This is a genomic window from Roseateles terrae (assembly GCF_014192155.1).
Classification (GTDB): domain Bacteria; phylum Pseudomonadota; class Gammaproteobacteria; order Burkholderiales; family Burkholderiaceae_C; genus Roseateles; species Roseateles terrae.
This window is the reverse complement of record NZ_JACHXO010000007.1, coordinates 126,916-149,437: the sequence shown is the minus strand read 5'-3', so window position 1 is coordinate 149,437 and position 22,522 is coordinate 126,916. Positions and strand designations below refer to the sequence as shown.

Sequence of the window (22,522 nt, the reverse complement as noted above, 5' to 3'; positions counted from 1 at the left end):
GTAGCGGGGCGGCGTGCGGCCGCCTATCGGGATCGTCCTCTAAACGATGCTGTAACCGCATGCAACGTGAAATTGGAACGGGGGATTCCTGCGGCAGCCCTCACGCACCCGTGACGCATCACCGCCGCGATGACCGCACTGGGAGATCGGACACTGGAAATCGATCCAAATACTGGATAGATTAACAGTATGTCGAGCCCCACCCAGATCGCCGCGCCAGAGTTGTACCTGCAGCCCGATGCCCTCAAGGGGCGGGGCAGCGCCTGGGCCATTGCGCACCGGTTCGAGCGCGAGGCGCGCGAGCAATATGACGACGGTTGGGGCACGCTGGATCAGGAAGCAGACGTGGAGCATCTGCCGCCTCGCACCGAGGTGATGGAAGAGCATGCGAAGAAGATCCTCAGTTCCAACCAGTCGCCGGACATTGGTTTCGACTACTCCATCAATCCCTACCGCGGTTGCGAACATGGCTGCATCTACTGCTTTGCGCGGCCGACTCACAGCTATCTGAATCTGTCCCCTGGCCTGGACTTCGAGACGCGGCTGGTCGCGAAGGTGAATGCGGCGCAGCGTCTGCGGGAGACCCTGGCGTCACCCAGCTATCAGCCGTCTTACCTGTGCATTGGCACCGCCACCGATGCCTATCAGCCGATTGAGCGCAAGCTGGGCATCACACGCCAGATCATTGAAGTGCTGGCCGAGGCGCAGCATCCGTTTTCGCTGGTGACCAAGTCCAGCGGCGTGGAACGCGACCTGGACCTGCTGGCACCGATGGCGCAGCGCCACCAAGTCTCGGTATATGTGTCTGTCACGACACTGGATTCGGAGCTGGCGCGGACGCTCGAACCGCGGGCCGCGGCACCGCATCGGCGATTGCAGACCATTCGTGCCTTGGCGGAAGCGGGCGTGCCGGTGGGTGTGAGTGTGTCGCCCCTGATTCCGTTCCTCAATGAGCCGGAACTGGAACGCATCCTTGAGGCCGCTGCCGACGCAGGCGCACAGCGTGCATTCAGCATTCCACTGCGACTGCCTTGGGAAGTGAATCCGCTGTTCCAGGACTGGCTGCAGCAGCACCAGCCGGCCAAAGCGGCGCGCATCATGGCGCGGCTGAGGGACATGCGCGGCGGCAAAGACAACGACGCACGATTTGGCACCCGCATGAAAGGCGAAGGCATCTGGGCCGACCTGATGCATCAACGCATGCGCAAGGCCTGTGAGCGCTTCGGCCTGGGACGGCAACGACATGAGCTGGATTTCAGCCAGTTCCGGGCGCCGGCGGTGCAGGAGGGGCAGCAGTCGCTGTTCTAAAGGGGGCGGGCGGCGATACCGCTCTGGCCGGAGGCGCCAGGTTGCGCTTGCGCCCGTGCACTCGACTCGATGCGCTGCTGGACCTGCGGGTACGAGGGCCACTCCGTGTCACTGGCAGCCGAGCCGCAGCGCGCTGCGGACCATGCATCTCATGCCGCAGAGCAATTTTTCAATGAGGTGAAAGTGCTGCATGGCATTGCAGTCATCGCGCAGGATGGCCAATTGACAACGGGTGATGGTGCACGCCTCGCGAAGGCGACCGTGGTGATTCGGACGACCGGTCAGATGGCGGCTGGCGCCCATGCATCAGAGGTGATGCGCACGAGGACGGCCGATGTGCCGGGCCCCATCGGCAGGGAGATCGCAGCCATCGCCATGGAAAAGAGTGCGCAGTCGGCATCAAAGCCCAGCGAGGCGGGCGTCACTGGCACTTGACGGCGCTGTTCTCAAAGCCCAAAGGATCAAGCCAAACGCTCCAGGAGGTAGTGCGTGTGAGCGTTGGGACCGAAAGACCGTCGCGCGGGTGCGATCATCGAGCCGTCGGCACTTCGGACCGAATCACGATGACTGCCCCTGGACTGAGCACCCGGGAAGCCGAATCACGGCTGCGGCGCGATGGCCCGAACGAGCTTCCCGCACCCTCCCGGTCCGGTGCGTTTCAGCTCTTGGCGGAGGTCGTGCGAGAGCCGATGTTTCTGCTGCTCGTGGCTTGTGGCGCCCTCTACCTGATCCTCGGTGACCGCCAGGACGCCTTGATGCTGCTGGGCTTCGTCGCGGTGGTCATCGTGATGACCTTCGCGCAGAAGCGCCGCAGCCAGGCCGCACTGGATGCTTTGCGCGACCTGTCGAGCCCGCGCGCCTTGGCCTTGCGAGACGGTGAAGCGGTGCGTGTCCCGTCCAGGAGCCTGGTGGTGGGTGACGTGGTCCTGCTGGCGGAGGGAGACCGGGTGCCAGCGGATGTCGAGCTGCTGGCGGCCACCTACGTCACCGTGGACGAGTCTTTGCTGACGGGCGAATCCCAGCCGGTCATGAAGCAGGCCCGCCCAGACACGGGCCCAACGGACAGCCATCGCGCCACTGCCCCCACCGCCACCACCGCCACGCCCCAATCCCTCTGCTTCTCCGGAACACTCATCACCCAGGGCACGGCGCAAGGCCGCGTCGTCGCTACAGGCCCCCGCAGTGCGCTGGGCAGGATCGGCGCATCCCTCGCCAGCGTCGCCATGGACGAGACGCCCATTCAGCGGGAAACCGCACAGATCGTCCGGGGCGTGGCGCTGGCCGGCGGGGTGGTCGCCTTGTTGCTGGCACTGGGCTGGGGCCTGAGCCGCGGCGACTGGTTGGCGGGGCTGCTGGCGGGCCTCACGCTGGCGATGGCCTTGCTGCCGGAAGAGCTGCCGGTGGTGCTGACCATCTTCCTGGGCCTCGGCGCCTGGCGCCTGTCTCGCGAAAGGGTGCTCACCCGGCGAATCCCTGCGGTGGAGCTGCTCGGCGCCACAACGGTTCTCTGCGTCGATAAAACCGGCACGCTGACCCGCAACCAGATGGAGGTGCGCCGCCTGTGGGTGGCGGGGGCAGGCTTCGAACTGGGCGCGCAGCCCATCGCTGCGATGGCGCATGCCTTTCATCCCGTGCTGGAGTACGCCGTGTTGTCCAGCCACCGCCGCGCGTTTGATCCGATGGAGGCCGCCATCAGCACCGCCGGCCAGGACTGGCTGCAGGGCTCGGAACATCTTCATGGCGACTGGACGCTGGTGTCCGACTACCCGCTCTCGCGCGAGTTGCTGGCGATGTCGCGGGTCTGGTGTTCGCCGGATCAGCGCGGATTGCTGGTGGCGGCCAAGGGTGCGCCCGAGGCCATTGTGGATTTGTGCCACCTGCCGGCCTTGCAGCGCCGGGAGATCGCCACTCAGGTGGCCGCACTGGCCGCCGATGGCTTGCGCGTGCTGGGCGTGGCACGCGCCGTGTTCACTGCCGAGTCGCTGCCGCCCCTGCAGCATGACTTCGATTTCGAGTTTGTCGGACTGATCGCGCTGGAGGATCCCGTGCGGGCCGACGTGCCGGCAGCCATTGCGGAATGTCGCGCTGCAGGCATCCGGGTGGCCATGATCACCGGGGACCATCCGGCCACGGCGGTGGCCATCGCCAAACAGGCCGGGTTGAATGTCGAGGGCGGACTTCTCACCGGCGCGGAACTGGAAGCGCTGGATGAGACAGCGCTGGCCGACCGACTCCCCCACACGCAGGTGTTCTGCCGCGTGCGGCCCGAGCAGAAGCTGCGTCTGGTGCAGGCCTTGCGCGCACGCGGGGATGTGGTGGCCATGACCGGTGACGGCGTGAACGATGCCCCCGCGCTCAAGGCCGCCGACATCGGCGTGGCCATGGGTGGACGTGGCACCGACGTGGCCCGGGAAGCGGCGGACCTGGTGCTGCTCAATGATGACTTTGCCTCCCTCGTCACCACCATCCGCTATGGACGGCGGGTGTTCGCCAATCTGCGCAAGGCCATCACCTTCCTGGTGGCGGCGCATCTGCCCATCATTGGCCTGGCCGTCGCACCGCTCCTGATGGGCTGGCCGCTGATCCTGATGCCGGCACACATCCTGTTCCTGCAGCTTGTCATCGATCCGGCGTGCTCCGTGGTCTTTGAGGCCGAGGCGCTGGAGCCCGGGGCGATGCAACAACCGCCCAGGCGCCCGGAAGCCCGCTTGTTTGACGCGGCGCTCGTCCGGCTGGGGCTGCTCCAAGGCCTCGGGCTGCTCCTGGCCGTGCTCACCGGATATCTGCTGGGGCAGCATCTGAGCGACGACACGGATGCAGGACGCACGGTTGCATTCACCGCTCTGGTGCTGGGCAACCTGGGATTGATCCAGGCCAACCGGTCGTGGGCCGCGGCCTCGTCCTCCTCCGGCAACGAGCCGCGGACGATCAATGCCGCGTTCCGGTGGATCGTCGTTGGCACCGCTGCGTTGCTGGTGCTCGCGCTCGGCGTTCCGTCGATCGCCGTTTTGTTCAAGTTCACCGCGCCGTCGGCGTCGCTGATGATGTGCGCCGCTGTGCTGGCCTTCACCGCCTGGGCCTGGTGCAAGGCAGTGGTCGCTCGGCTGCAAGGTCGCAAGCGCGCTGAATCCTCATCGTCGTGATGCCAAAGCTGGTGCGGCAGCCGGGCCGTGGCGGTGATGAACGACGGTCAACAGACGTTCTTCTGCCAAAGCCATGGTGTCGGCATTCTCCGGTCTCATTAAGTTCTACGAAAAGTGGAAGCGCTTCGACGAAGGTCATGTACCAGCAGCAGATTGCCTACGAACCGCAAACGGCGTGGCTGTATGGAAACTATGGCGCCTTCCTGCTGTGCAGGAAGGACGATTTTAAAGGCGCGGTCGTTCAGTTCAGGCACACACTCATCGCGGATGAACTACGGGATGGCACGCAGCGGATCGTGGCGGAATGACGGTGAAGCGGATGCTGGAGGCCGCTGATCCGAAAGAGGTGCCTGCGCGATAAGTGCCTGTGGCGGTTGGCCTCTGAAGGCCCGCGCGCGGATGGGCACCGAGTGGGCGGGATAATCGGATTCCCTTCCGTTCTGCCGTCGCCTCTCGCCCTCATGGACAAACACTCGCTTCAGCAACAGGTGCTGGACCGGCTCGCTGAAGATCTGCTTCGGGTGGAGACGGCCGCGCGCGTGGCGCATGAGACGGCGACGCACGAAGAGAACATCGCCGAGAACAAGTACGACACGTTGGGTCTGGAAGCCGCCTATCTGGCCACTGGCCAGGCGCGTCGGGCCGAGGCCATTCGTCAAGCGATCAGCCGGTGGCGGCAATTCCGGCCAGGCGTTTACGACGCTGGCAAAGGCATCCAGGTCGGGGCCCTGGTCACTCTGATCGATGTGGACGACAAGCAGCAGCGCCTGTTCATCGGTCCCGACGGCGGAAGCATGCAGGTGACCAGCGACGGGCTGCTTGTGCAGGTCGTCAGCAGTGAGGCGCCGCTGTGCCGTGCCATGCTGGGCAAAGCGGAAGGCGACGAGGTGTCACTTCAGATCGCCGCCACGCGTCAGCAATTCGAAGTGCTGTCCGTCGAGTAGAGCCGGCCCAGCGCCTGCCAAAAAGTTTGCCGTCGAGATCCTGACCGTGACCGCAACGCCGCCAACGTCATCAACGCCGCCACCGCACTCCGCCATGATCCCTCTGCCAGAGCCGCAGCTGCCCCGTCTCTACACCTTCCGCCGCTGCCCTTACGCCATGCGCGCCCGCATGGCATTGCTTGAGGCCCGGTGCGAGTTTGAAGCGTTAGAGGTCAGCCTGCGGGACAAACCGGCCAGCCTGCTGGCGCTCTCACCCAAAGCCACGGTGCCCGTCCTGCATCTCCCGGGTGGCAGGGTGATCGAAGAAAGCTGGGACATCATGCGCTGGGCCTTGTCGGGCAGCGATGCCGAGGGCCGCTGGTCGCGCGCGCAATCACCAGAGAACCTGGACCTGCTGGCACGCAATGACGGTGAATTCAAGCGGCATCTGGACCGCTGGAAATACCCGCAGCGATATCCCGCGGAGACCCTCGCACCGGAGGCACACCGGGACCGCGCGGTCGAAGTGCTGCTCCAACCGATGGATGCGCGATTGAGCCTGACACCCTTCCTGGGCGGGGAGCAACCCTGCGCGACGGACTGGGCCGTGTTCCCGTTCATCCGCCAGTTTGCTGCGGTCGATCCTGAATGGTTCGACGCTCTGCATCTGCCGTCCCTGCATGCCTGGCTCAAGGCGTGGCTGATTCATCCGCTGTTCAATGCCTGCATGCACAAGTTGCCGGCCGATGGGGTGCGTCTCTTCCCATGCATGGACTAACCGGCCGGTTGCGCTTTCCGGCCAGCGGCCTTCGCAAACGACCTTGACCCATGGTCCAAAGGCCGGCATGTGCGAATGGCGCCGCGCACTGTTGTGCCCGCGCCAACCCTTGACGCCTGATTGCATCCGCAAGCCCCGTCCCCACGGCCTTCTGCATCCAGCCGATATATAAATCAGAAACGGTTCTTTCACCGGAAGGACACGGATTTCTAGAGTGCGACGCTCCTGGCATACGCACCGCATGCCTCGGGAATTTCAATCGGCCGCGCCCCTGTGAGCGCAGTCGTTTCGCACCAAAGGAATGCTCTTGAATCCGACCGTTGACTTCGCGCTTCGTGCAAGCGCGCTGGCCGCTCTGCTCGCCTGCCTGACACCCTCGCTGACCTGGGCCCAAACCGCAGTGCCCAGCGCGCCCACGGCACCGCCTGCGACGACACCCGCAGCCCCGGCCACCGCTGCCTCCGCCGCCACTCCAGCCCGCGCGGCCAGCGCACCCGATGGCGCACCGCCCACCGCCGAACGCACGCTGTCCACCGTCACCGTCACCGGGTCGCGCATCTCCCGCATCGGCTCCGAAGGCCCCAGCCCGGTCACCGTGCTCAAGGGGGAAGACCTGGACCGCCGCGGCTATCGCAACGTGGCTGATGCGCTCTCCAGCCTCACCGAAAACACCGGCTTCACCCAGGGCGAGGACTTCGGCAACACCTTCACGCCGGCCGCCAATGCGATCAGCCTGCGCGGCCTCGGTCCCAATCACACCCTGGTGCTCGTCAATGGACGACGTGTCGCGGACTACCCCAGCCCCTACAACGGCTCGGTCAACTTCGTGAACATCGCCAACATTCCGTCGGCGCTGATCGACCGCATCGAAGTGCTCAGCGGCGGCGCGTCCGCCGTCTATGGCTCGGACGCCATCGCCGGCGTTGTCAACATCGTGCTGAAGCGGCAGGTCGACGGCACCACCGTCAACCTGCGCGCCGGTGCCACCCAGCGTGGCGGCGGCGAGAACGCGCGCGCCCAGGTGACCAGCGGCTTCGAGGCCGGCAGGCTCAGCGGCGTTTTCGGGCTGGAGCTCAGCGCCCGTCAGCCAATCTGGAGCCGCCAGCGCGACTTCATGTCCACCACCACGGCGCAGGGCGCCGCGCCCGGCGTCGTGATCGGGCGCAAGGACGCCAGCACCGGCCGCTATCTTGCCCCGCTGGATGGCTGCGATGCCAGCAAGGGGTTGTTCCAGGGCTCCACCACGCCCTACAGTGCCCGCACCGGCGTGTATTGCGGCAGCGGTCAGACGTCTCCCAGTTTCTGGACCATTCAGACCGGCAATCGGACTGCGCAAGCTGCGGGTGCGTTGTACTACGACCTCGGCAACGGCATCGAGCTGTTTGCAGAAGGTCAGTTCGGTTGGGCCCACACCGAGAACAACACCCGCGGACCGAGCTGGACCTCGCAAGCGGCCGGCGCGGGTTACTTCCGCAATGCCAACACGGGGTTGCTCGAGACCTGGAGCCGCCGCTTTTCGCCCGAGGAAATCGGTGACATCGACCGCTACAACCGCATCTGGCAGGACGCGACCCACAACGTCACCGTCGGCGCCCGTGGCGATCTCACCGGCACCTGGACCTTCGAGGTGGCCGCCTCCAGTTCCTACTACCTGAACAAGACCACCACGCCGCGCCTGCTTGCCAGCGTCGAGTCGCTGCTGCTCGGGCCGCAACTGGGCACCGATGCCGACGGCGTCGCCCTCTTCGCTGCCGACCCCGCGCGCCTGTACGCCCCGTTGACCACGGCGGAATTCAACAGCGTGTTGGGCCAGAGCCGCGGACGCAACAACAGCTGGAATCAGCAGGTGAGCGCCAGTGCCAACGGCGAGTGGCTGCAGCTGCCGGCGGGACCGCTGCGGGCGGCCGTGATTGCGGAAGCGGGCAAGCAGGGATTCAGCAATGTCACCGATCCGCGCCTGGGCACGGGCGTGTTCTACAACACCACCGAAGGCACGGACATCCGCGGCACGCGCGATCGATTCGCCGTGGGCGCCGAGCTGAATGCGCCCATCACTCAACGCCTGACCGCGACGCTGGCCGGTCGCTATGACCTCTACCGATTCGGTGGCCGCCAGGACGGCAGCACCACCTACAACGCCGGCCTCCAGTTCCGCCCCATCGACTCGCTGCTGCTGCGCGCCCAGCACGCCACCAGCTTCCGTGCGCCGGACATGAACTACGTCTTCGCCGCACAGACCCGCGGCTATTACTCTTCTTCCACTGACTACTACCGCTGCCAGAAGGCCGGCATTCCGCTGGCGCAATGCGATTTCGCGGACGAGTCGCCGGGTTTCAACTTCCTTCGCACCGGCTCGACGGATCTGAAGTCCGAGCGCGGCCGGTCCTGGGGCCTGGGGGCCGTCTGGCAACCCAGCAGCAGCTTCGACGCCTCGCTGGACGTCTGGAAGATCCGCATCAGTGACCTGGTCACCGATCTTGATGCCGACCAGGTGCTGCGCAATGAAGCCGATTGCCGGCTGGGTGGACTGGACGCCGCATCGCCGCTGTGTGTGGACGCCATCAGCCGGGTGACGCGCAATCCGGACACTGCGCTGGTGAGACCCGGCGAAGTGACGTTGGTGCGGGTCAATCCGATCAATGCCGCGCGTGAATCCACCTGGGGCTTCGACCTGGGCGCCCGCTACAGCTGGAGCTGGCAGGACTGGGGCCGCTGGACGCTGGACATGAAGTACACCGAGGTCCGTGACTACCGCTATCAGCAATCCAGCGGCGACCGCAACTACAACCAGGTGGGGACCACCGACTTCGGCGACTGGCCCAACAAGTTCAATGCCAGCCTGACCTGGAAGACCGGCACCTGGACCCACACGCTGGTGGCGGAGCGCAATGGCAAGATCGCCAATGAAAGCCAGGAAGGCTTCCTGCCCGCCTACTGGAACTTCAATGGCAGTACGCAGTGGCAGGTGACCCCCGCCACCCGGGTGAGCCTGACGATCAACAACCTGCTCAACAAGATCCGCAAGGATCCGACCGCCACCTGGCCGTTCTACCCGGTCGGGCACTACTTCCCGTACGGCCGACAGGGCTGGATCGAGCTGGAACACCGGTTCTGACGGACGCAGCGCCGGCGTCGGCGTCCGCGCCAGCATCAGCGCTAACGCCAGTCCGGGTCGTCGACATGGCGGACAAAGGGCAACGCTGGAGGGGCCTCAATGCCCCGACAGCATCCTCTCCGCTTCCGCTTTGTCATGGACGCCGAATCGGTCCACCAAGGTGGCGCTGGCCTCATTCATCCCGCGCACCTCGACGCGCGCACCCTTGCGGCGCCACTTGAGCACCACCTTGTCCAGGGCGCTCACGGCGGTGATGTCCCAAAAGTGCGCGCGTGTCAGGTCGATGATCACCACGTCGGGCGCGGTGTCGAAGTCAAAGGCGGCGACAAAGCGCTCAGCCGAGGCAAAGAACAGCTGCCCCGCAATCTCATGGACCTGCGTCCGGCCCTCGTCCTCCGACCGGGTCTCGATCAGCAGCAACTGTGAGATCTTCTGGGCAAAGAAGAAGCCGGACAGCAGCACGCCCGTGAGCACGCCCCGCGCCAGATCGTGGGTGTAGACCGTGACCGCCACGGTCGCCAGCATGACGATGCTGGAGCTTTTCGGATGCTCGCGCAGATTGCGGAACGACGCCCAGTGGAAGGTGCCGATGGACACCATGATCATCACCGCCACCAGCGCCGCCATCGGGATCTGCTTCACCCAGTCTCCCAGGAACACCACCAGCACCAGCAGCACCACGCCCGCAATCAGCGTGGACAGCCGCCCCCGCCCGCCCGACTTCACGTTGATCACTGACTGCCCGATCATGGCGCAGCCCGCCATGCCGCCGATGAATCCGGTGGCGATATTGGCCATCCCCTGACCGACGCATTCGCGGTTCTTGTCGCTGCGGGTGTCGGTCATGTCGTCCACGATGGTGGCCGTCATCAGCGATTCCAGCAGGCCCACCACCATCAGTGTCAGCGAATAGGGCAGGATGATGCGCAGCGTCTCCCAGTTCAGCGGCACATCCGGCAGCAGGAAGGTGGGCAGGCTGCTGGGCAGCTCGCCCATGTCGCCCACCTTGCGGATGTCCAGCCCGAGGGCCATGGACACAGCGGTCAGCACGACGATGGTGACCAGCGGCGAGGGCACGGCGCGCGTCAGGTAGGGCAGGCCGTAGATGATGATCAGGCCGGCTGCGGTCATGAGGTAGACGGTGCCCGGCACGTGGGTCAGTTCCGGCAACTGCGCCATGAAGATCAGCAGGGCCAGCGCATTGACGAATCCCGTCACCACCGAACGTGAGACGAAGCGCATCAGGGCGCCGAGCCGCATCCAGCCGGCCAGCATTTGCAGCAGGCCGGTGAGCACGGTGGCGGCCAGCAGGTATTGCAGGCCATGCGCCTTCACCAGCGAGGCGATCACCAGCGCCATGGCGCCCGTGGCGGCCGAGATCATCGCGGGGCGGCCCCCGGCAAAGGCAATGATCGTGGCCATCGAGAACGACGCGTACAGGCCGACCTTGGGGTCCACGCCCGCGATGATCGAGAACGCAATCGCTTCCGGAATCAGGGCCAGGGCCACCACGAGACCGGACAGCACATCGTTGCGGACATTGGAGAACCAGTCCGTCTTCAGAGATTGGAATGACATGGGCAACGCCGGGCGCGCAGAGGCGCGACCGGACAGCAGGAAGGAGAGGGAGGGCGGGCGGAGGAAACGTCGCAGGCATCGCCTGGCCGGTCAACCACAAAGCACGGGTGGCATCGCACCAGTCACGGCGCCACGTCAGCGCCACGAGTCAGCAACGCCTCGGCGACGTCAGGGAGGCGTCACTGAGCAGAAATAGCCGCGCGGCAGGGCAGCGCCTCGGTAGTGCACCGAGTGGCGAAGTTGGGGAAGCAGGGCGCGCGGCATCTGAGCATTCTAACGAGGCATGAGATCACCCTTGGCCGCGAAGGGAACGCCCAGGCAGTCAATCGTCTGGACGCTTGCGATGAACCGGCGGTCTCCGCCGTTCGGGCAAGCGAAGCCATGCCCTTATTGCAACGTCGCCACCGGCTTGTCGCTCTGCCTGCGAGTGGGCAGCCAGCGCGCCATTTCCGTCAGCATCGGCGTCATCACCGCCCACCCCGCCGCCAGCACGATCATCGACTGCGTAGTGTCCGGGAACCGACCCGCCCCCAGGCGCACCGCCGCCAGATACGACAGTGGGCCGCCCACGGCTCCCATCACCGCAGCCAGCAGAGGCCGCCCATGCAGCCAGGACAGCGGGCCGCGGACCAGCGTCGCAAACAGCGCCCACAGGGCCAGGATCCACACCGGCGCCCACATCGCCACCGGACCGGGGGACGCATAGTCCACCCATCCGGCGCGCAGCATCCAGGTGTCCCACACCAGGCCCATCAGCACGGCCTGACCGGCCAGCACCACATCGACCCAGCGCTGCGGGCTCAGCCCCCAGCTGATGGCCACCCACACCAGCACCGCCAGCACACCCCAGGCCACCTGCCCATGGGCCGCGCTCAGGATGCAGGCGAACCAGGCGCCCTGGAACAGACAGAACTCAACAAGACCTCTCACGATCTTGGTCAGGGCGGGATGTCGGGCCATGGGGTGCTGTCGGCGTGATGAAACGGTTGAACAAAAACAATGGCGGAGAGCCGCAGGACTCACCGCCATTGTTGTGAATCCCGCGGCGCCCGTCACCAGACGCCGCCCTGGGGCTTACAGCGGATTGGGGATCAGCACCTTGTCCACCACATGGATCACGCCATTGCTGGCCAGCACGTCGGTAGCGACGATCTTGGCGGCGGTGGCGGTGGAATCGGTGATGGTCGGCGGGGTGCCGGCATTGAGGGTGATGGTCTGACCCAGCACCGTCGTCACCGGTGTGCCGAACGGAATGTTGGCGGCCAGCACCTGGCTCGGCAGCACGTGGTAGGTCAGCACATTCGTCAGCTGCTGGGTGGTCAGGCTGCTCACGGTCGAGGCAATGGCGGCAAAGGCGTCATTGGTCGGCGCGAAGACGGTGAACGGACCGGCGCCGCTCAGCGTGCCCTGCAGGTTGGCACTGACCACTGCACTCACCAGGGTGGAGAAGGTCGGATTCACCTGGGCCATCTGCACGATGTTCAGCAGGCCGGGAGGCACCAGCACCTTGTCCACCACGTGGATCACGCCGTTGCTGGCGGGCACGTCGGCGGTGGTCACCTTGGCGGTGGTCAGCGCGGCATCCTGGATGTTCACGCCGCCGGTGAAGTTCAGCGTCAGCGAGACGGTGTTGCCATTGAGCTTGTAGAGCGTCGCCTGGCTGGTGCCACCGGCGGTCAACGCGGCTGCGTCCTTCTTGCTGGCCAGCACGTGATATTGCAGGATGCTGGCGAGGGTGGGGGCGGGCAGGGCGGTCACCATGGCATCGGCGCTGGCAAAGCCCAGCTGCGTGGCCAGTTTGGTGAAGGCGTCATTGGTCGGAGCAAACACCGTCAGCGAGGCCGATGTGTCCGAGAGTGCCGAGGTGAGGCCGGCCTTGTTGGCGGCGGCGACGAGCGCGGTGAAGCCGCGGTCCTGCGCCGCCTGCGCAATCGTCGGGTCGGTGTGGTCGTCATCGCCACCGCATGCGGTCAGCATCATCGACACGGCCGCGGCTCCGAGGAACCATTTGAACAAGCGCAACATGCTGGAGTCTCCTGTGTTGAAGTGGTGGGACCGGCCCGGCCTATCCGGACACCGGATCGCTGGCTTCATACGTGGAAGACTTCACACCGGATCAAAGAATTTCGTGCTTGTTACTTTGGGTGCGATGCCGCACATCCTCGATGAACACGGGCTTAACGTCCCCTCCTTGCTTCAAGGCCTCCGCTTGGGACGTGATCGCGGAAACCTCTTCATTCGAGAGTCGGTCCAGGTTCCGGACCTGCGCACCCAGGCGCGGATGACGGGCGAACCGGGCGCGATGGCGGATCAGGAAGTCCCAATACAGCGTCGTGTAGGGACAGGCCCTGGGGCCCACGCGCTGGTCGGGCCGATACGCGCAGTCGGCACAATATTTGCCGCTGCTCATGCGTTCGATGTACTTGCCGCTCGCGACGTACGGCTTGCTGGTGATGGCGCCGCCATCGGCGAACTGGCTCATGCTGAGCGTGTTGGGCATCTCCACCCATTCCACCGCATCCACATAGACCGACAAATACCATTCGTGCACTTCAGTGGGCCGAACGCCCAGCAGCAGTGCGTACAGACCGGTGATCATCAATCGCTGGATGTGATGGGCGTAGCCCAGCTGCAGCGTGTGCTTGAGCGCGTCGGCCAGGCAGCGCATCTCCGTATCGCCCGTCCAGTAGAACGGGGGCAGCGGCTGCTGTGCGTCCAGCGCATTGGCCTGGGCCAGTGCAGGCATGCGCGTCCAGTAGACGCCCCGCACATATTCGCGCCAGCCCAGCACCTGGCGGACAAACCCCTCCACGCTGGCTAAAGGCGCCCGGCCGTCCCGCCAGGCCTGCTCCGCCTGTGACACCACTTCCTTCGGGCCGATCAGCTTGAGATTCAGCGCCGCCGAGAGGTGTGCATGCCAGAGCCACGGCGTGTCCGGCCAGAGGGCGTCCTGCCATTGGCCGAAATCACACAGCCGCTCCTCGATGAAGCGTTCGAGGGCATGCAGCGCCTGCTCGCGGGTGACGGGCCAGTCAAACGCCTCGAGTGAACCGGGGTGCTCCGGGAACTCGCGGGCCACCATTGCGATCACTTCCTGCGTGATGGCATCTGGCGCAAAGCCTACCCGCTCCGGCAGGAAGCCCGGGCCTTCCGGGCCGAACGGCTGCTGGTTCTCCGCATCGAAGTTCCACCGGTCCCCGGCAGGCTCGTCGCCATTCATCAGCACCCGATGCTGCTTGCGCATCATCCGGTAGAAGGTCTCCATGCGAAGGCCCTTGCGCTCGTTGGCGAAGGCGGCGAATTCACGGACGGTGCAGAAGAAATGGCGGTCGTCACGCACCTCCAGAGTCAGACCGGCCTGGCGAGTGGCCTCTCGCAGGGACTGCAGCACCCGCCAGTCCCCCGGGGCCGTCATCACCACCTGCTGCGGCTGATGGCGTTGCAGCGCCCGGGCCAATTCACCGGCAAGGCTGCCGGTATTGGCGGCGTCGTCCAGAGTCACATAGTCCAGCGGGCGGCCCAGGCTCGCCAGCTGATTCGCGAAATGCCGCATGGCGGACAGGAACAGCGCAATGCGGATGCGGCTGGACCACACATGGGTGGACTCCTCCCGCACCTCGGCCATCCAGACCTGATCGGTCGCCGGATCGAATCCGTCGAAAGCGCTGGCGTCGGCGTCCAGCTGGTCGCCGAGAACGATGATGAGCGCGCGCACGTGACGGGCGGACGTCATGACGTGGGACTCGCAGGAGCGCCGCGCCTGCGGCAGGCGTCTGAGCACCAGCGCACATCGTCCCAGTTCCGGGCCCAGGCCTTGCGCCAGGTCATCGCTCGGCCGCAGGCAGCGCAGGGCTTGCTGGGCAGGAACGACTTGTTCCCCTTGAAGTCACTGGTGTCACCTGATCGACGGCCCATCAGGATCTCCTCGCCCTTCATTCGTTGAGCCGTGCAGCCGCTCAGCGAGCGGCGGCGGGGGCCCCCTGGGGCGTCACCGCTGGCAGCGGCTGGGTCTGCGGCGTGGCCACAAAGGCGGAAGCCTCAAAGCCCAGCGTCTGCGCCCGCTGCAGCAGCGCATCCACGCGCTCCTGCGGCATCGTCGGGGTGCGGGAGAGCACCCACGCATACTTGCGGTCCGGCGCGCCCACCAACACCTCGCGGTAGTCCGGGTCCAGCGCCAGTACCCAGTAGTCGCCGTAGAAGGGCCAGAAGAAGGTGACCTTCAGCTTGGAATTGCCGCTGTCCGGCACCACCTTGGCCCGGCCCTTGATGTCGTCGATCTTGCCGTCCTCGGTCCGGCAGCGGTTGATCACCCGCACCGTCTCGCCGTCCAGCCGGTACTCCGCCTGGGTGTCGGCGACGCACTGTTTCTGGAACCGGTTGGGCAGCTTGGTGATTTCATACCAGCTGCCGGCATAGCGGGCCAGGTCGACCGACGCCACGGTGGGCAGCGGCGCATCGTCCGCCCGTACCTGTTCGGCCGGCAGGACCATCAACGCCGCGGACAGGCAGGCCACGGACGCCAGCGACATCAGCCGACCCACGCCCGCACCGGACGCCGAGCTGCTGGGGGAGACACGGAAAGCAGGGACACGCATAAGCAGCCGCAGACGACACGGGACCCGTCCCGGGCCCCGTGCCTTCTGTTGGAGAAGGTTGAACTGCTCCTTCTACGCGTGGCCATGCTGCACGGATCACCCCGCGCGGCACGGCGGCGTCGGCTTTACTTGAACGACAGGTTCACGCTGGCGTAGAAGGTGCGGCCGCGCGGGTCGGTGTAGGTCGGGTCGTAGGTGGAGAGGAAGTAATAGCTCTGGTTGGAGAAGGGCGGCGCCGTGTTGAAGAGGTTTTGTACACCGGCCCGCACGCGCAGCATCGAATTGATGCGCCAGGCGCCGGACATGTCCCACAGCGAATAGGCCTTCACCCGGCGGGGCGCCGTGTCGGGCAGGTAGCTGTCGTCCTGGTAGCTGCTGTAGAAGGTGTTGCCCAGGGTCACATTCACATCGCCGATCTCCCAATCCAGCGACGCACGATGGCGCCAGCGCTGGATGACCTGGTCGTTCAGGAAGCGGCCCAGGTTGCTGACGTACGGCTCCAGCGGCCCAAACTGGCGCTTGTATTCCAGCACGTAGGTGCCGCTCAGGTTCAGGCCGAAGCGGCCGTAGGGTGTGGCGCTGCTGCGCAGGTTGGCTTCCAGATCCAGGCCGGAGGTCTTCAGGCGGCCCTGGTTTTCCTTGCGCAGGATGATCGTCGGTTCGTCGAATTCATCGCGTTCGATGTAGGCGGCGTAACGCTCGGGATTCTCCAGAATCGTCTTGCCGTTCAGGTCGCTGATGACGTCACGCTTCTTGATCAGCCAGTAGTCCACACTGACGCTCATGTCGCGGGCCGGCTCGAAGACCACGCCGGCCGAGAACTGCTGCGAGCGCTCCGGCTTCAGATTGGGATTCGACTCCTTGCGGGTGGCCCACTGGTCGAAGGTATCCAGCACCGCGTCGTAGATGAACGCGGGGCTCGAGCCATAGCTGGTGGGCCGATACAGCTCGCTGAAGGACGGCGCCCGGAAGCCGGTGCCGGCCGATGCGCGCAGCAGCAGCTGGCGGCTGGGCTGGTAGCGCAGCCCCAGCTTGGGGTTGGTGGTGTTGCCCACGCCCTGGTAGTGGTCGAAGCGCAGGGCCGCCTGGACTTCCAGCTCCTTGAGCAGCGGGGCGCTCAGCTCGGTGTAGGCCGAGGCGATGTTGCGGCGGTTGCTGGTGGCCTGGAGCGAGGTGTCGGCCTCACCAGCGGCGAGCGAGCTGTCGCGGTCGCCGCCGATGTTGTTGGAGATCAGCAGGGCCGAGGGGGTGAAGGACTGCGTCTCGCGCCGCAGCTCGGCGCCCACCGCCATGCCCAGCGGGCCGCCGGCCAGCTCCATCAGCGAGCCGGTCAGCTTGGCATCCAGGCCCTGAGTGGTGCCGCTGGACTTGCGGGCCACATCGTTGACGCGGATGCTGTCGATCAGCGCCTTGCCGGCCGCGGACGACGGGCCGAAGGGATTCACATCGCCAGACTTGACCGCGGCATCCAGCTGGTCGAAGAGGAAGTAGCCGTTGACGTATTGGTCCTGCGACCGGTTCTTCGCATAGCTGGCCGCCAGCGAATAGTCCCAGTCGTTGGCGAAGGTGCCGGTGACGCCGGCCACATAACGCTCGGCATCGCTGGTCACTTCATTGGAGCGGTTGCCCAGCTCGCTGGCGCGCATCCGCACATCCACCGTGCCGCTGTAGTTGATGGCGGTGGGCAGATTGCGGTTGAGTGCCGCCACGCTCACGCCGGTGAAGTTGGTCGGGTTGGGTGACAGCACGTAGGTCGTCTCGGCCCGGCTGCGCAGTACCTCCAGAAAGGCCTGGCTGTGATCGTTGATCTTCAGCACGCCGCGGCCGAGGAAGCTGGTCTTGGTCGCGTCGGGATAGATCTCGGTATCGGCCATGTAGTCATAGCCGCAGGTCTGCGTGCCGGGGGTGAAGACGCTCGCCGGCGGGTTGCAGTCCGGTGCAAAGAGGTTGATGTTGCGGTCGGTGAACGGTTGGCCGTTGATGCGGTAGCCCGCCGCATTGATGGCCGCCAGCTGCGCCGCACGGGTGCTGGCCGAGCCGGACAGGCGCAGGTTGGCCGGATAGGGCCGGGTGGACATGTAGTAGGGCAGCAGCTCGGACAGCGGCCGCTCGCGCAGGAAGTCGCGCTGCGTGGAGCGCAGGGCGTCGAGCTTTTGCACATCCAGCACGCCAAACACATTGAAGCCCGAGGCGACCAGATCGCCCAGGCCGCCGGCCACCGAAGCGGCCCGCTTGCCCGCGCCACCTTCCTGTGTACCGGAGGCGTAGACATTCAGATCCACGCCGCGGTAGTCCTTGCGGGTGATGAAGTTGATGACGCCGCCGATGGCGTCGGTGCCGTAGATCGCCGAGGCGCCATCCTTCAGGATTTCCACGCGTTCGATGGCGCCGGCGGGAATGTTGTTCAGGTCCACACCGGCGCTGTCACCGGGCGAAGCGAAGTTGGCCAGGCGGCGGCCGTTGAGCAGCACCAGGGTGCTGGAGACACCGATGCCGCGCAGGTTCGCGCCGTTGAAGCCACGCTGGCCACCGTTGTTGTCGCTGATGCTGGCGCCGTCGGTCAGACCGGCGGCATTGCCACTGATGTTGCGCAGCAGCTCAGCGGCGGTGGTCACGCCGGTCTTGGCGATGTCTTCGCGGCGCACCGTCTGCACCGGCAGGGCGGTTTCGCCTTCGAGGCGCTTGATGCTGGAGCCGGTGATTTCCACGCGTTCCAGTGTCTGGCTGCTGCCGTCCTGGGCAAACGCAGGGGTGATCGAGGACAGCAGGAGCAGGGCGGTGGCCTGGGCGATGGCGTGCGGACGCAAAACCTTGGTGGTGACCATGACAAACTCGGTAGTTGGGGGAGGCTCAGGTCGGCGCCGGGCCGTCCTTGTGCTGCACTCTAGAAGTCGGTGTCCACCGCACGACATCGGGTTTTGGCGAGGCCGTCGCTCCAATGCAAGACGGCGTCGCTTCGCTGCAAGCCGTGTGTCGACGGGGCAGTTGCGTGCACCACGGGCTTGCAGCATTGCGACAAAGCCTTGCAAGCAAACCACCACTCAGGTGCAACCCTGTCTGCAGCCCGGCGCCGTGACGGCACCATCACGGCATGCATTCGACTTGCCCTCCTTCCTGCTCTCCGTTCCGTGCGCCGCGTCGGCGGATCTCACCTGCCATACGCCTCGGTCTCAGCCTTGGCTTGAGCGGGATGCTGATGCTCGCGGGCGCTGCGGCCCAGGCGCAGACCGCCGTGGTCATCGGCGGCGCGCTCAGGTTTGACAATGACAAGGTCTGGCAGCGCATCGTGGACGAAGCCGGCGGGCCGCAGGCGCGCTTGGTGGTGTTTGGCACCGCAGCCGCCAATCCGACGCGGGCGGCGTCGCAGATCGTCGAGGCGCTGAACCGCCGGGGCGCGCGCGCCGAAGCGGTGCCCATCTCACCGCAATTGCCGGCTGACAAGCTCGCCGCCGCCCTGCGGGATCCGGTCCTGCTGGCGAAGGTGAGCCAGGCGCGCGGCGTGTTCTTCTCCGGCGGCGCGCAGGAATACATCACCGGCACGCTGCAACCCAAGGGCCAGCCGACGCCGATGCTGGAAGCCATCTGGTCGGTCTACCGCCGGGGCGGTGTGGTGGCGGGCACCAGTGCCGGGGCGGCCATCATGAGCCGGGTGATGTTCCGCGATGCGCAGGATGTGATGGACGTATTGAACGGCCAGCTTCGCCCCGGTCTGGAAATCGACCAGGGCCTGGGATTCGTCGGACCGGACCTGTTCATCGACCAGCATTTCCTCAAGCGGGGCCGCATTGGCCGCATGCTGCCGCTGATGGTGGCACAAGGCTACCGCATCGGCCTGGGCGTGGAGGAGAACAGCGCTGCCGTCATCAAGGCGGATCAGGCGGAGATCATCGGTGCGCGCGGCGCGCTGTATGTCGATCTGCGGCAGGCGAGCAGTGACGCCACCCTCGGTGCCTTCAATCTGCAGAACGCGCGGCTGAGTTACCTGGAGCGCGGCGACCGCATCGATCTCAAGACCGGCGCCGTGACGGCCGCCGAGGCCAAGCGCAGCAGCAGCCCCATCGATCCATCGGCCTCCGACTTCAAGCCGTATTTCAAGGACGAGCCGTTCTATCCGGACATCCTTGGCGACAACACCATCGCGCATGCGATGGCACAGCTGCTGGACAGTCCGGCGCAGGAACTGCGCGGACTGGCCGCGCGTCTCGGGCCCTCGGGCGAGGTGCGCAGCCAGCCCGGTTTCGAATTCCGGCTCTACAAGGGGCCGGACACGCGAGGCTGGTTCACCGGGGCGTTCGGCGGTGAGGACTACACGGTGGTGAATGTGCACCTGGACGTCACGCCGGTACGCGTGGCGAGTCCGCTCTACACCCGGGTCACCGCGCCCACGCCGGCCTCCGCACCCAGCCCGAGGCCCTGAGCATGGAAGTCCGTGAACATGACATCGCGGGATCGTCGCGAGGCACGCGGCGCGTGGTCACCAGCCTGCACTTCGGTCAGCGGCTGAGCGGACGGAAGGTCTATCTGCAGGCCTCGCTGCATGCGGACGAAGTCCCGGCGATGCTGGTGGCGCATCATCTGCAGGGGCTGCTGCAGGACCTGGAAGACAGCGGCGCCATCGCCGGAGAAATCGTGCTGGTGCCGATGGCCAACCCGATTGGTCTGTCGCAGTCGCTGCATGGCACCCACCATGGGCGCTTCGATCAGGCCTCCGGCATCAACTTCAACCGGCAGTTCCAGCACCTGACCGCGCGCATCGCCGAACGGGTCGAGCCGCTGCTGGGGCCGGACGCCGCCGCCAACACGGCGCATGTGCGGGACGCCGCGCGGCGACTGCTGGCGGAGATGGACCCCCAGACCGACACCGACGCGCTGAAGCAGCTGCTGCAGTCACTGGCCATCGATGCTGACATCGCGCTGGACCTGCATTGCGATCATCAAGCCTGTCTGCATGTCTACGCCGGCACGCCGCAGGCGTCCACCGCCCGGCTGCTGGCGCAGCGGCTCGGTGCGCAGGCGCTGCTGCTGTGTGAATGCTCAGGGGACGATCCCTTCGATGAATCGCTGTCCCGCCACTGGTGGGAGCTGGCAGACCGCTGGGGCTCGCAGCATCCGCTGACGACCGGCTGCTTTGCCGCGACGGTCGAGCTGCGGGGCGAGACCGATGTGGACGACGCGCTGGCGGTGCATGACGCGCGCGGACTGATCGAGTTCCTGCAGGACACCGGCCACATTGCCGGTCCGCCGCCGACCCTGCCGGCCACCCGATGCGTCGCCACGCCGCTGGCCGGTGTGCAGCCGCTGGTGGCGCCGGACAGTGGTGTGCTCGTCTTCTTGCGCCAGCTGGGCGAGCGGGTCAGCACGGGCGACTGCATCGCCGAAATCGTCGACCCGGCCAGTCGCCTGCGGGTGCCGGTGCGGGCCGAGGTGGACGGCGTGCTGTTCGCCCGCATCTCCCGCCGCTGGGTCACCCGCGGCATGCGGCTGGCCAAGGTCGCCGGCCCGGTGCCTTATCGCGCCGGTCCTTTGCTGTCTCCCTGAGAGTTCCCCATGAGCATCACGTCCTTGCCGCCCGCGCCGGCCCATGCAGCCCAGGCGGCCCATGCAGCCCCAGCGGCCGAGGTGGCCGAAGTCGCCGCTTCCCCCCGCTTTCGGCTGAAGCTGCCCAACACCTTCGTGCTGATCTTCGGCCTGCTGGTGCTGATCGCCGTGCTCACCTGGTTCGTGCCGGGCGGCAAGTACGCCACGGTGATGGTGGAGGGCAAACCGGTGATCGACCCCACGTCCTATCAGCCAGTGCCGAGCCATCCGCAGGGGCCGGCTGCGGTGCTGATGGCACCGATCAAAGGCTTCGTCGAGGCCGGACTGATCATCGGCTTTGTGCTGATCGTCGGCGGCGCCTTTGCGGTGCTGCAGGCCACGCAGGCGATCGATGCGCTGATCAAATCGGTGGCCAAGGCGCATGAGCGGTCGGCGCTGGTGCGCACGCTCCTGATTCCCGGCTTTGTGCTGCTGTTCTCGCTGGGCGGCGCGACCTTCGGGATGGCGGAGGAGGCGATTCCCTTTGTGCTGATCTTTGTGCCGCTGGCCCTGGCACTGCGTTATGACACCTTCATCGGCGTGGCGATTCCGTTTGTGGGCTCCCAGGTCGGTTTTGCCACCGCCTTCCTCAATCCCTTCAACGTCGGGGTGGCCCAGGGCCTGGCCGGGCTGCCGCTGTTCTCGGGCCTGGGCTACCGCTTCGTCTGCTGGCTGGTGTTCACGGCGGTGACCATTGCCTTTCTGATGTGGCATGCGGCCCGCATCCGTCGGCAACCCGAAATCAGCGCCTGTTTCCAAGACGATCAACGCCGCCGCGCCGACCTGGACCTCGCCGCCATGCGGGAGTTCACCGGCATCCAGACCCGTCAGCGTCTGGTGCTGCTGGCCTTTGCCGGCACGCTGGTGACGATGATGGTGGGCGTGGTGAAGTACGGCTGGTACATCGAAGAGATCGCCGCCGTCTTCCTGGCGATGGCGATTCTGGTGGGCGTGCTGGCGCGCATGGGCGCCGGGTTATGGGTGCAGCACTTTCTGGCGGGCGCCAAGGACCTGGCCGGCACGGCATTGATCATCGCGCTGGCCAAGGGCACGGTGGTGCTGATGCGGGACGCGCAGATCATCGACAGCCTGCTGCACAGCCTGGCACCGCTGGTGGCGTCCGAGCATGCCACGCTGGCGCTCTACAAGATGTTTGGCATCCAGTCGGTCATCAACTTCTTCATCCACAGCGGCACCGGACAGGCGGCGCTGACGATGCCGGTGATGGCACCGCTGAGCGATCTGGTGAATGTCAGTCGCCAGAGCGCCATCCTGGCCTTCCAGTTCGGCGAACTGACCACGCCCATCATTCCGACCTCGGGCATCACCGTCGGCGTGCTCAGCCTGGCCCGCATTCCATTTGGCCGCTGGGTGCGCTGGATGCTGCCCCTGCAGGTGGCGTTTGTGGTGCTGGCGCTGGTGATGCTCGCCATTCCGGTGCTGGCACCGCAATGGGTGGGGTGGTGACGGTGGAGCCGCGCTACAGTGCGGCGATTCCTGCCGCT

At 66.1% G+C, this 22,522-nt stretch carries 17 protein-coding genes; 10 read left to right on the top strand and 7 right to left on the bottom strand.

Annotated features, from left to right (window positions below; translation table 11 throughout):
- Positions 1 to 189 precede the first annotated feature (189 nt).
- The 7 genes from FHS28_RS18520 (at position 190) to FHS28_RS18490 (ending at position 9,267) form a co-directional block, all read left to right on the top strand.
- The gene (locus tag FHS28_RS18520; RefSeq protein WP_088454231.1) at positions 190 to 1,308 is read left to right on the top strand and encodes a PA0069 family radical SAM protein; all 1,119 of its coding nucleotides are present in this window, start codon (positions 190 to 192) and stop codon (positions 1,306 to 1,308) included.
- A gap of 69 nt (positions 1,309 to 1,377) precedes the next feature.
- Complete coding sequence (locus tag FHS28_RS18515; RefSeq protein ID WP_088454232.1) at positions 1,378 to 1,743, top strand: hypothetical protein; 366 nt, start codon at positions 1,378 to 1,380, stop codon at positions 1,741 to 1,743.
- Between the two features lie 128 nt (positions 1,744 to 1,871).
- Positions 1,872 to 4,451 carry a cation-translocating P-type ATPase gene (locus FHS28_RS18510; protein ID WP_088454233.1) on the top strand — a complete coding sequence of 860 codons (2,580 nt, stop codon included), beginning with the start codon at positions 1,872 to 1,874 and terminating at the stop codon, positions 4,449 to 4,451.
- Between the two features lie 137 nt (positions 4,452 to 4,588).
- Positions 4,589 to 4,759, top strand: a complete 171-nt coding sequence (locus tag FHS28_RS18505) for a hypothetical protein (protein WP_184295189.1) — start codon at positions 4,589 to 4,591, stop codon at positions 4,757 to 4,759.
- 153 nt (positions 4,760 to 4,912) lie between these two features.
- Positions 4,913 to 5,395: a GreA/GreB family elongation factor gene (locus FHS28_RS18500; protein WP_088454234.1), complete on the top strand. Its 483-nt coding sequence runs from the start codon at positions 4,913 to 4,915 to the stop codon at positions 5,393 to 5,395.
- A gap of 94 nt (positions 5,396 to 5,489) precedes the next feature.
- The gene (locus tag FHS28_RS18495) at positions 5,490 to 6,152 is read left to right on the top strand and encodes a glutathione S-transferase (protein ID WP_088454235.1); all 663 of its coding nucleotides are present in this window, start codon (positions 5,490 to 5,492) and stop codon (positions 6,150 to 6,152) included.
- Between the two features lie 307 nt (positions 6,153 to 6,459).
- Entirely contained in the window at positions 6,460 to 9,267 is a 2,808-nt protein-coding gene (locus FHS28_RS18490) for a TonB-dependent receptor domain-containing protein (RefSeq protein ID WP_246410351.1), read from the top strand.
- A gap of 96 nt (positions 9,268 to 9,363) precedes the next feature.
- Here the strand turns inward: FHS28_RS18490 and FHS28_RS18485 are convergent, their stop codons facing one another.
- From FHS28_RS18485 to FHS28_RS18455, 7 genes are all read right to left on the bottom strand, one after another.
- Positions 9,364 to 10,845, bottom strand: a complete 1,482-nt coding sequence (locus FHS28_RS18485) for a SulP family inorganic anion transporter (RefSeq protein WP_088454237.1) — start codon at positions 10,843 to 10,845, stop codon at positions 9,364 to 9,366.
- Between the two features lie 387 nt (positions 10,846 to 11,232).
- The gene (locus tag FHS28_RS18480; RefSeq protein WP_184295186.1) at positions 11,233 to 11,805 is read right to left on the bottom strand and encodes a DUF2878 domain-containing protein; all 573 of its coding nucleotides are present in this window, start codon (positions 11,803 to 11,805) and stop codon (positions 11,233 to 11,235) included.
- A 114-nt stretch (positions 11,806 to 11,919) separates the two neighbouring features.
- The gene (locus FHS28_RS18475) at positions 11,920 to 12,870 is read right to left on the bottom strand and encodes a fasciclin domain-containing protein (protein ID WP_246410350.1); all 951 of its coding nucleotides are present in this window, start codon (positions 12,868 to 12,870) and stop codon (positions 11,920 to 11,922) included.
- A 91-nt stretch (positions 12,871 to 12,961) separates the two neighbouring features.
- On the bottom strand, positions 12,962 to 14,578 hold the full coding sequence (locus FHS28_RS18470; protein ID WP_088454239.1) for a cryptochrome/photolyase family protein: 1,617 nt from the start codon (positions 14,576 to 14,578) through the stop codon (positions 12,962 to 12,964).
- Positions 14,575 to 14,760 (bottom strand): DUF2256 domain-containing protein, encoded by a 186-nt coding sequence (locus FHS28_RS18465; RefSeq protein WP_088454355.1) that lies wholly within the window; start codon positions 14,758 to 14,760, stop codon positions 14,575 to 14,577. The genes FHS28_RS18470 and FHS28_RS18465 overlap by 4 nt, the downstream gene beginning before the upstream one ends.
- A 41-nt stretch (positions 14,761 to 14,801) precedes the next feature.
- The gene (locus tag FHS28_RS18460) at positions 14,802 to 15,440 is read right to left on the bottom strand and encodes a lipocalin family protein (RefSeq protein ID WP_246410348.1); all 639 of its coding nucleotides are present in this window, start codon (positions 15,438 to 15,440) and stop codon (positions 14,802 to 14,804) included.
- 125 nt (positions 15,441 to 15,565) lie between these two features.
- Positions 15,566 to 18,265, bottom strand: coding sequence for a TonB-dependent receptor (locus FHS28_RS18455; RefSeq protein WP_088454240.1), 2,700 nt, complete (start codon positions 18,263 to 18,265; stop codon positions 15,566 to 15,568).
- 365 nt (positions 18,266 to 18,630) lie between these two features.
- Between FHS28_RS18455 and FHS28_RS18450 the strand changes: the two genes are divergently transcribed.
- Genes FHS28_RS18450 through FHS28_RS18440 form a run of 3 tightly spaced genes read left to right on the top strand, consistent with a single transcriptional unit; the run spans position 18,631 to position 22,484 of the window.
- Positions 18,631 to 19,857, top strand: coding sequence for a cyanophycinase (locus tag FHS28_RS18450; RefSeq protein ID WP_184295183.1), 1,227 nt, complete (start codon positions 18,631 to 18,633; stop codon positions 19,855 to 19,857).
- Positions 19,858 to 19,859: 2 nt separating this feature from the next.
- A complete protein-coding gene (locus FHS28_RS18445; protein ID WP_088454242.1) occupies positions 19,860 to 20,978 on the top strand; it encodes a succinylglutamate desuccinylase/aspartoacylase family protein in 1,119 nt (372 codons plus the stop codon).
- 9 nt (positions 20,979 to 20,987) lie between these two features.
- On the top strand, positions 20,988 to 22,484 hold the full coding sequence (locus FHS28_RS18440; RefSeq protein ID WP_088454243.1) for a YfcC family protein: 1,497 nt from the start codon (positions 20,988 to 20,990) through the stop codon (positions 22,482 to 22,484).
- Positions 22,485 to 22,522 lie beyond the last annotated feature (38 nt).

What these genes read in the sequence shown, in the direction of transcription:
- FHS28_RS18460 (WP_246410348.1), bottom strand. Translation starts at nt 15,440, where the DNA reads ATGCGTGTCCCTGCTTTCCGTGTCTCCCCCAGCAGCTCGGCGTCCGGT.
- FHS28_RS18440 (WP_088454243.1), top strand. Translation starts at nt 20,988, where the DNA reads ATGAGCATCACGTCCTTGCCGCCCGCGCCGGCCCATGCAGCCCAGGCG.
- FHS28_RS18520 (WP_088454231.1), top strand. Translation starts at nt 190, where the DNA reads ATGTCGAGCCCCACCCAGATCGCCGCGCCAGAGTTGTACCTGCAGCCC.
- FHS28_RS18450 (WP_184295183.1), top strand. Translation starts at nt 18,631, where the DNA reads ATGCTGATGCTCGCGGGCGCTGCGGCCCAGGCGCAGACCGCCGTGGTC.
- FHS28_RS18465 (WP_088454355.1), bottom strand. Translation starts at nt 14,760, where the DNA reads ATGGGCCGTCGATCAGGTGACACCAGTGACTTCAAGGGGAACAAGTCG.
- FHS28_RS18510 (WP_088454233.1), top strand. Translation starts at nt 1,872, where the DNA reads ATGACTGCCCCTGGACTGAGCACCCGGGAAGCCGAATCACGGCTGCGG.
- FHS28_RS18445 (WP_088454242.1), top strand. Translation starts at nt 19,860, where the DNA reads ATGGAAGTCCGTGAACATGACATCGCGGGATCGTCGCGAGGCACGCGG.
- FHS28_RS18505 (WP_184295189.1), top strand. Translation starts at nt 4,589, where the DNA reads ATGTACCAGCAGCAGATTGCCTACGAACCGCAAACGGCGTGGCTGTAT.
- FHS28_RS18475 (WP_246410350.1), bottom strand. Translation starts at nt 12,870, where the DNA reads ATGTTGCGCTTGTTCAAATGGTTCCTCGGAGCCGCGGCCGTGTCGATG.
- FHS28_RS18495 (WP_088454235.1), top strand. Translation starts at nt 5,490, where the DNA reads ATGATCCCTCTGCCAGAGCCGCAGCTGCCCCGTCTCTACACCTTCCGC.
- FHS28_RS18515 (WP_088454232.1), top strand. Translation starts at nt 1,378, where the DNA reads ATGCGCTGCTGGACCTGCGGGTACGAGGGCCACTCCGTGTCACTGGCA.
- FHS28_RS18500 (WP_088454234.1), top strand. Translation starts at nt 4,913, where the DNA reads ATGGACAAACACTCGCTTCAGCAACAGGTGCTGGACCGGCTCGCTGAA.
- FHS28_RS18455 (WP_088454240.1), bottom strand. Translation starts at nt 18,265, where the DNA reads ATGGTCACCACCAAGGTTTTGCGTCCGCACGCCATCGCCCAGGCCACC.
- FHS28_RS18470 (WP_088454239.1), bottom strand. Translation starts at nt 14,578, where the DNA reads ATGACGTCCGCCCGTCACGTGCGCGCGCTCATCATCGTTCTCGGCGAC.
- FHS28_RS18485 (WP_088454237.1), bottom strand. Translation starts at nt 10,845, where the DNA reads ATGTCATTCCAATCTCTGAAGACGGACTGGTTCTCCAATGTCCGCAAC.
- FHS28_RS18480 (WP_184295186.1), bottom strand. Translation starts at nt 11,805, where the DNA reads ATGGCCCGACATCCCGCCCTGACCAAGATCGTGAGAGGTCTTGTTGAG.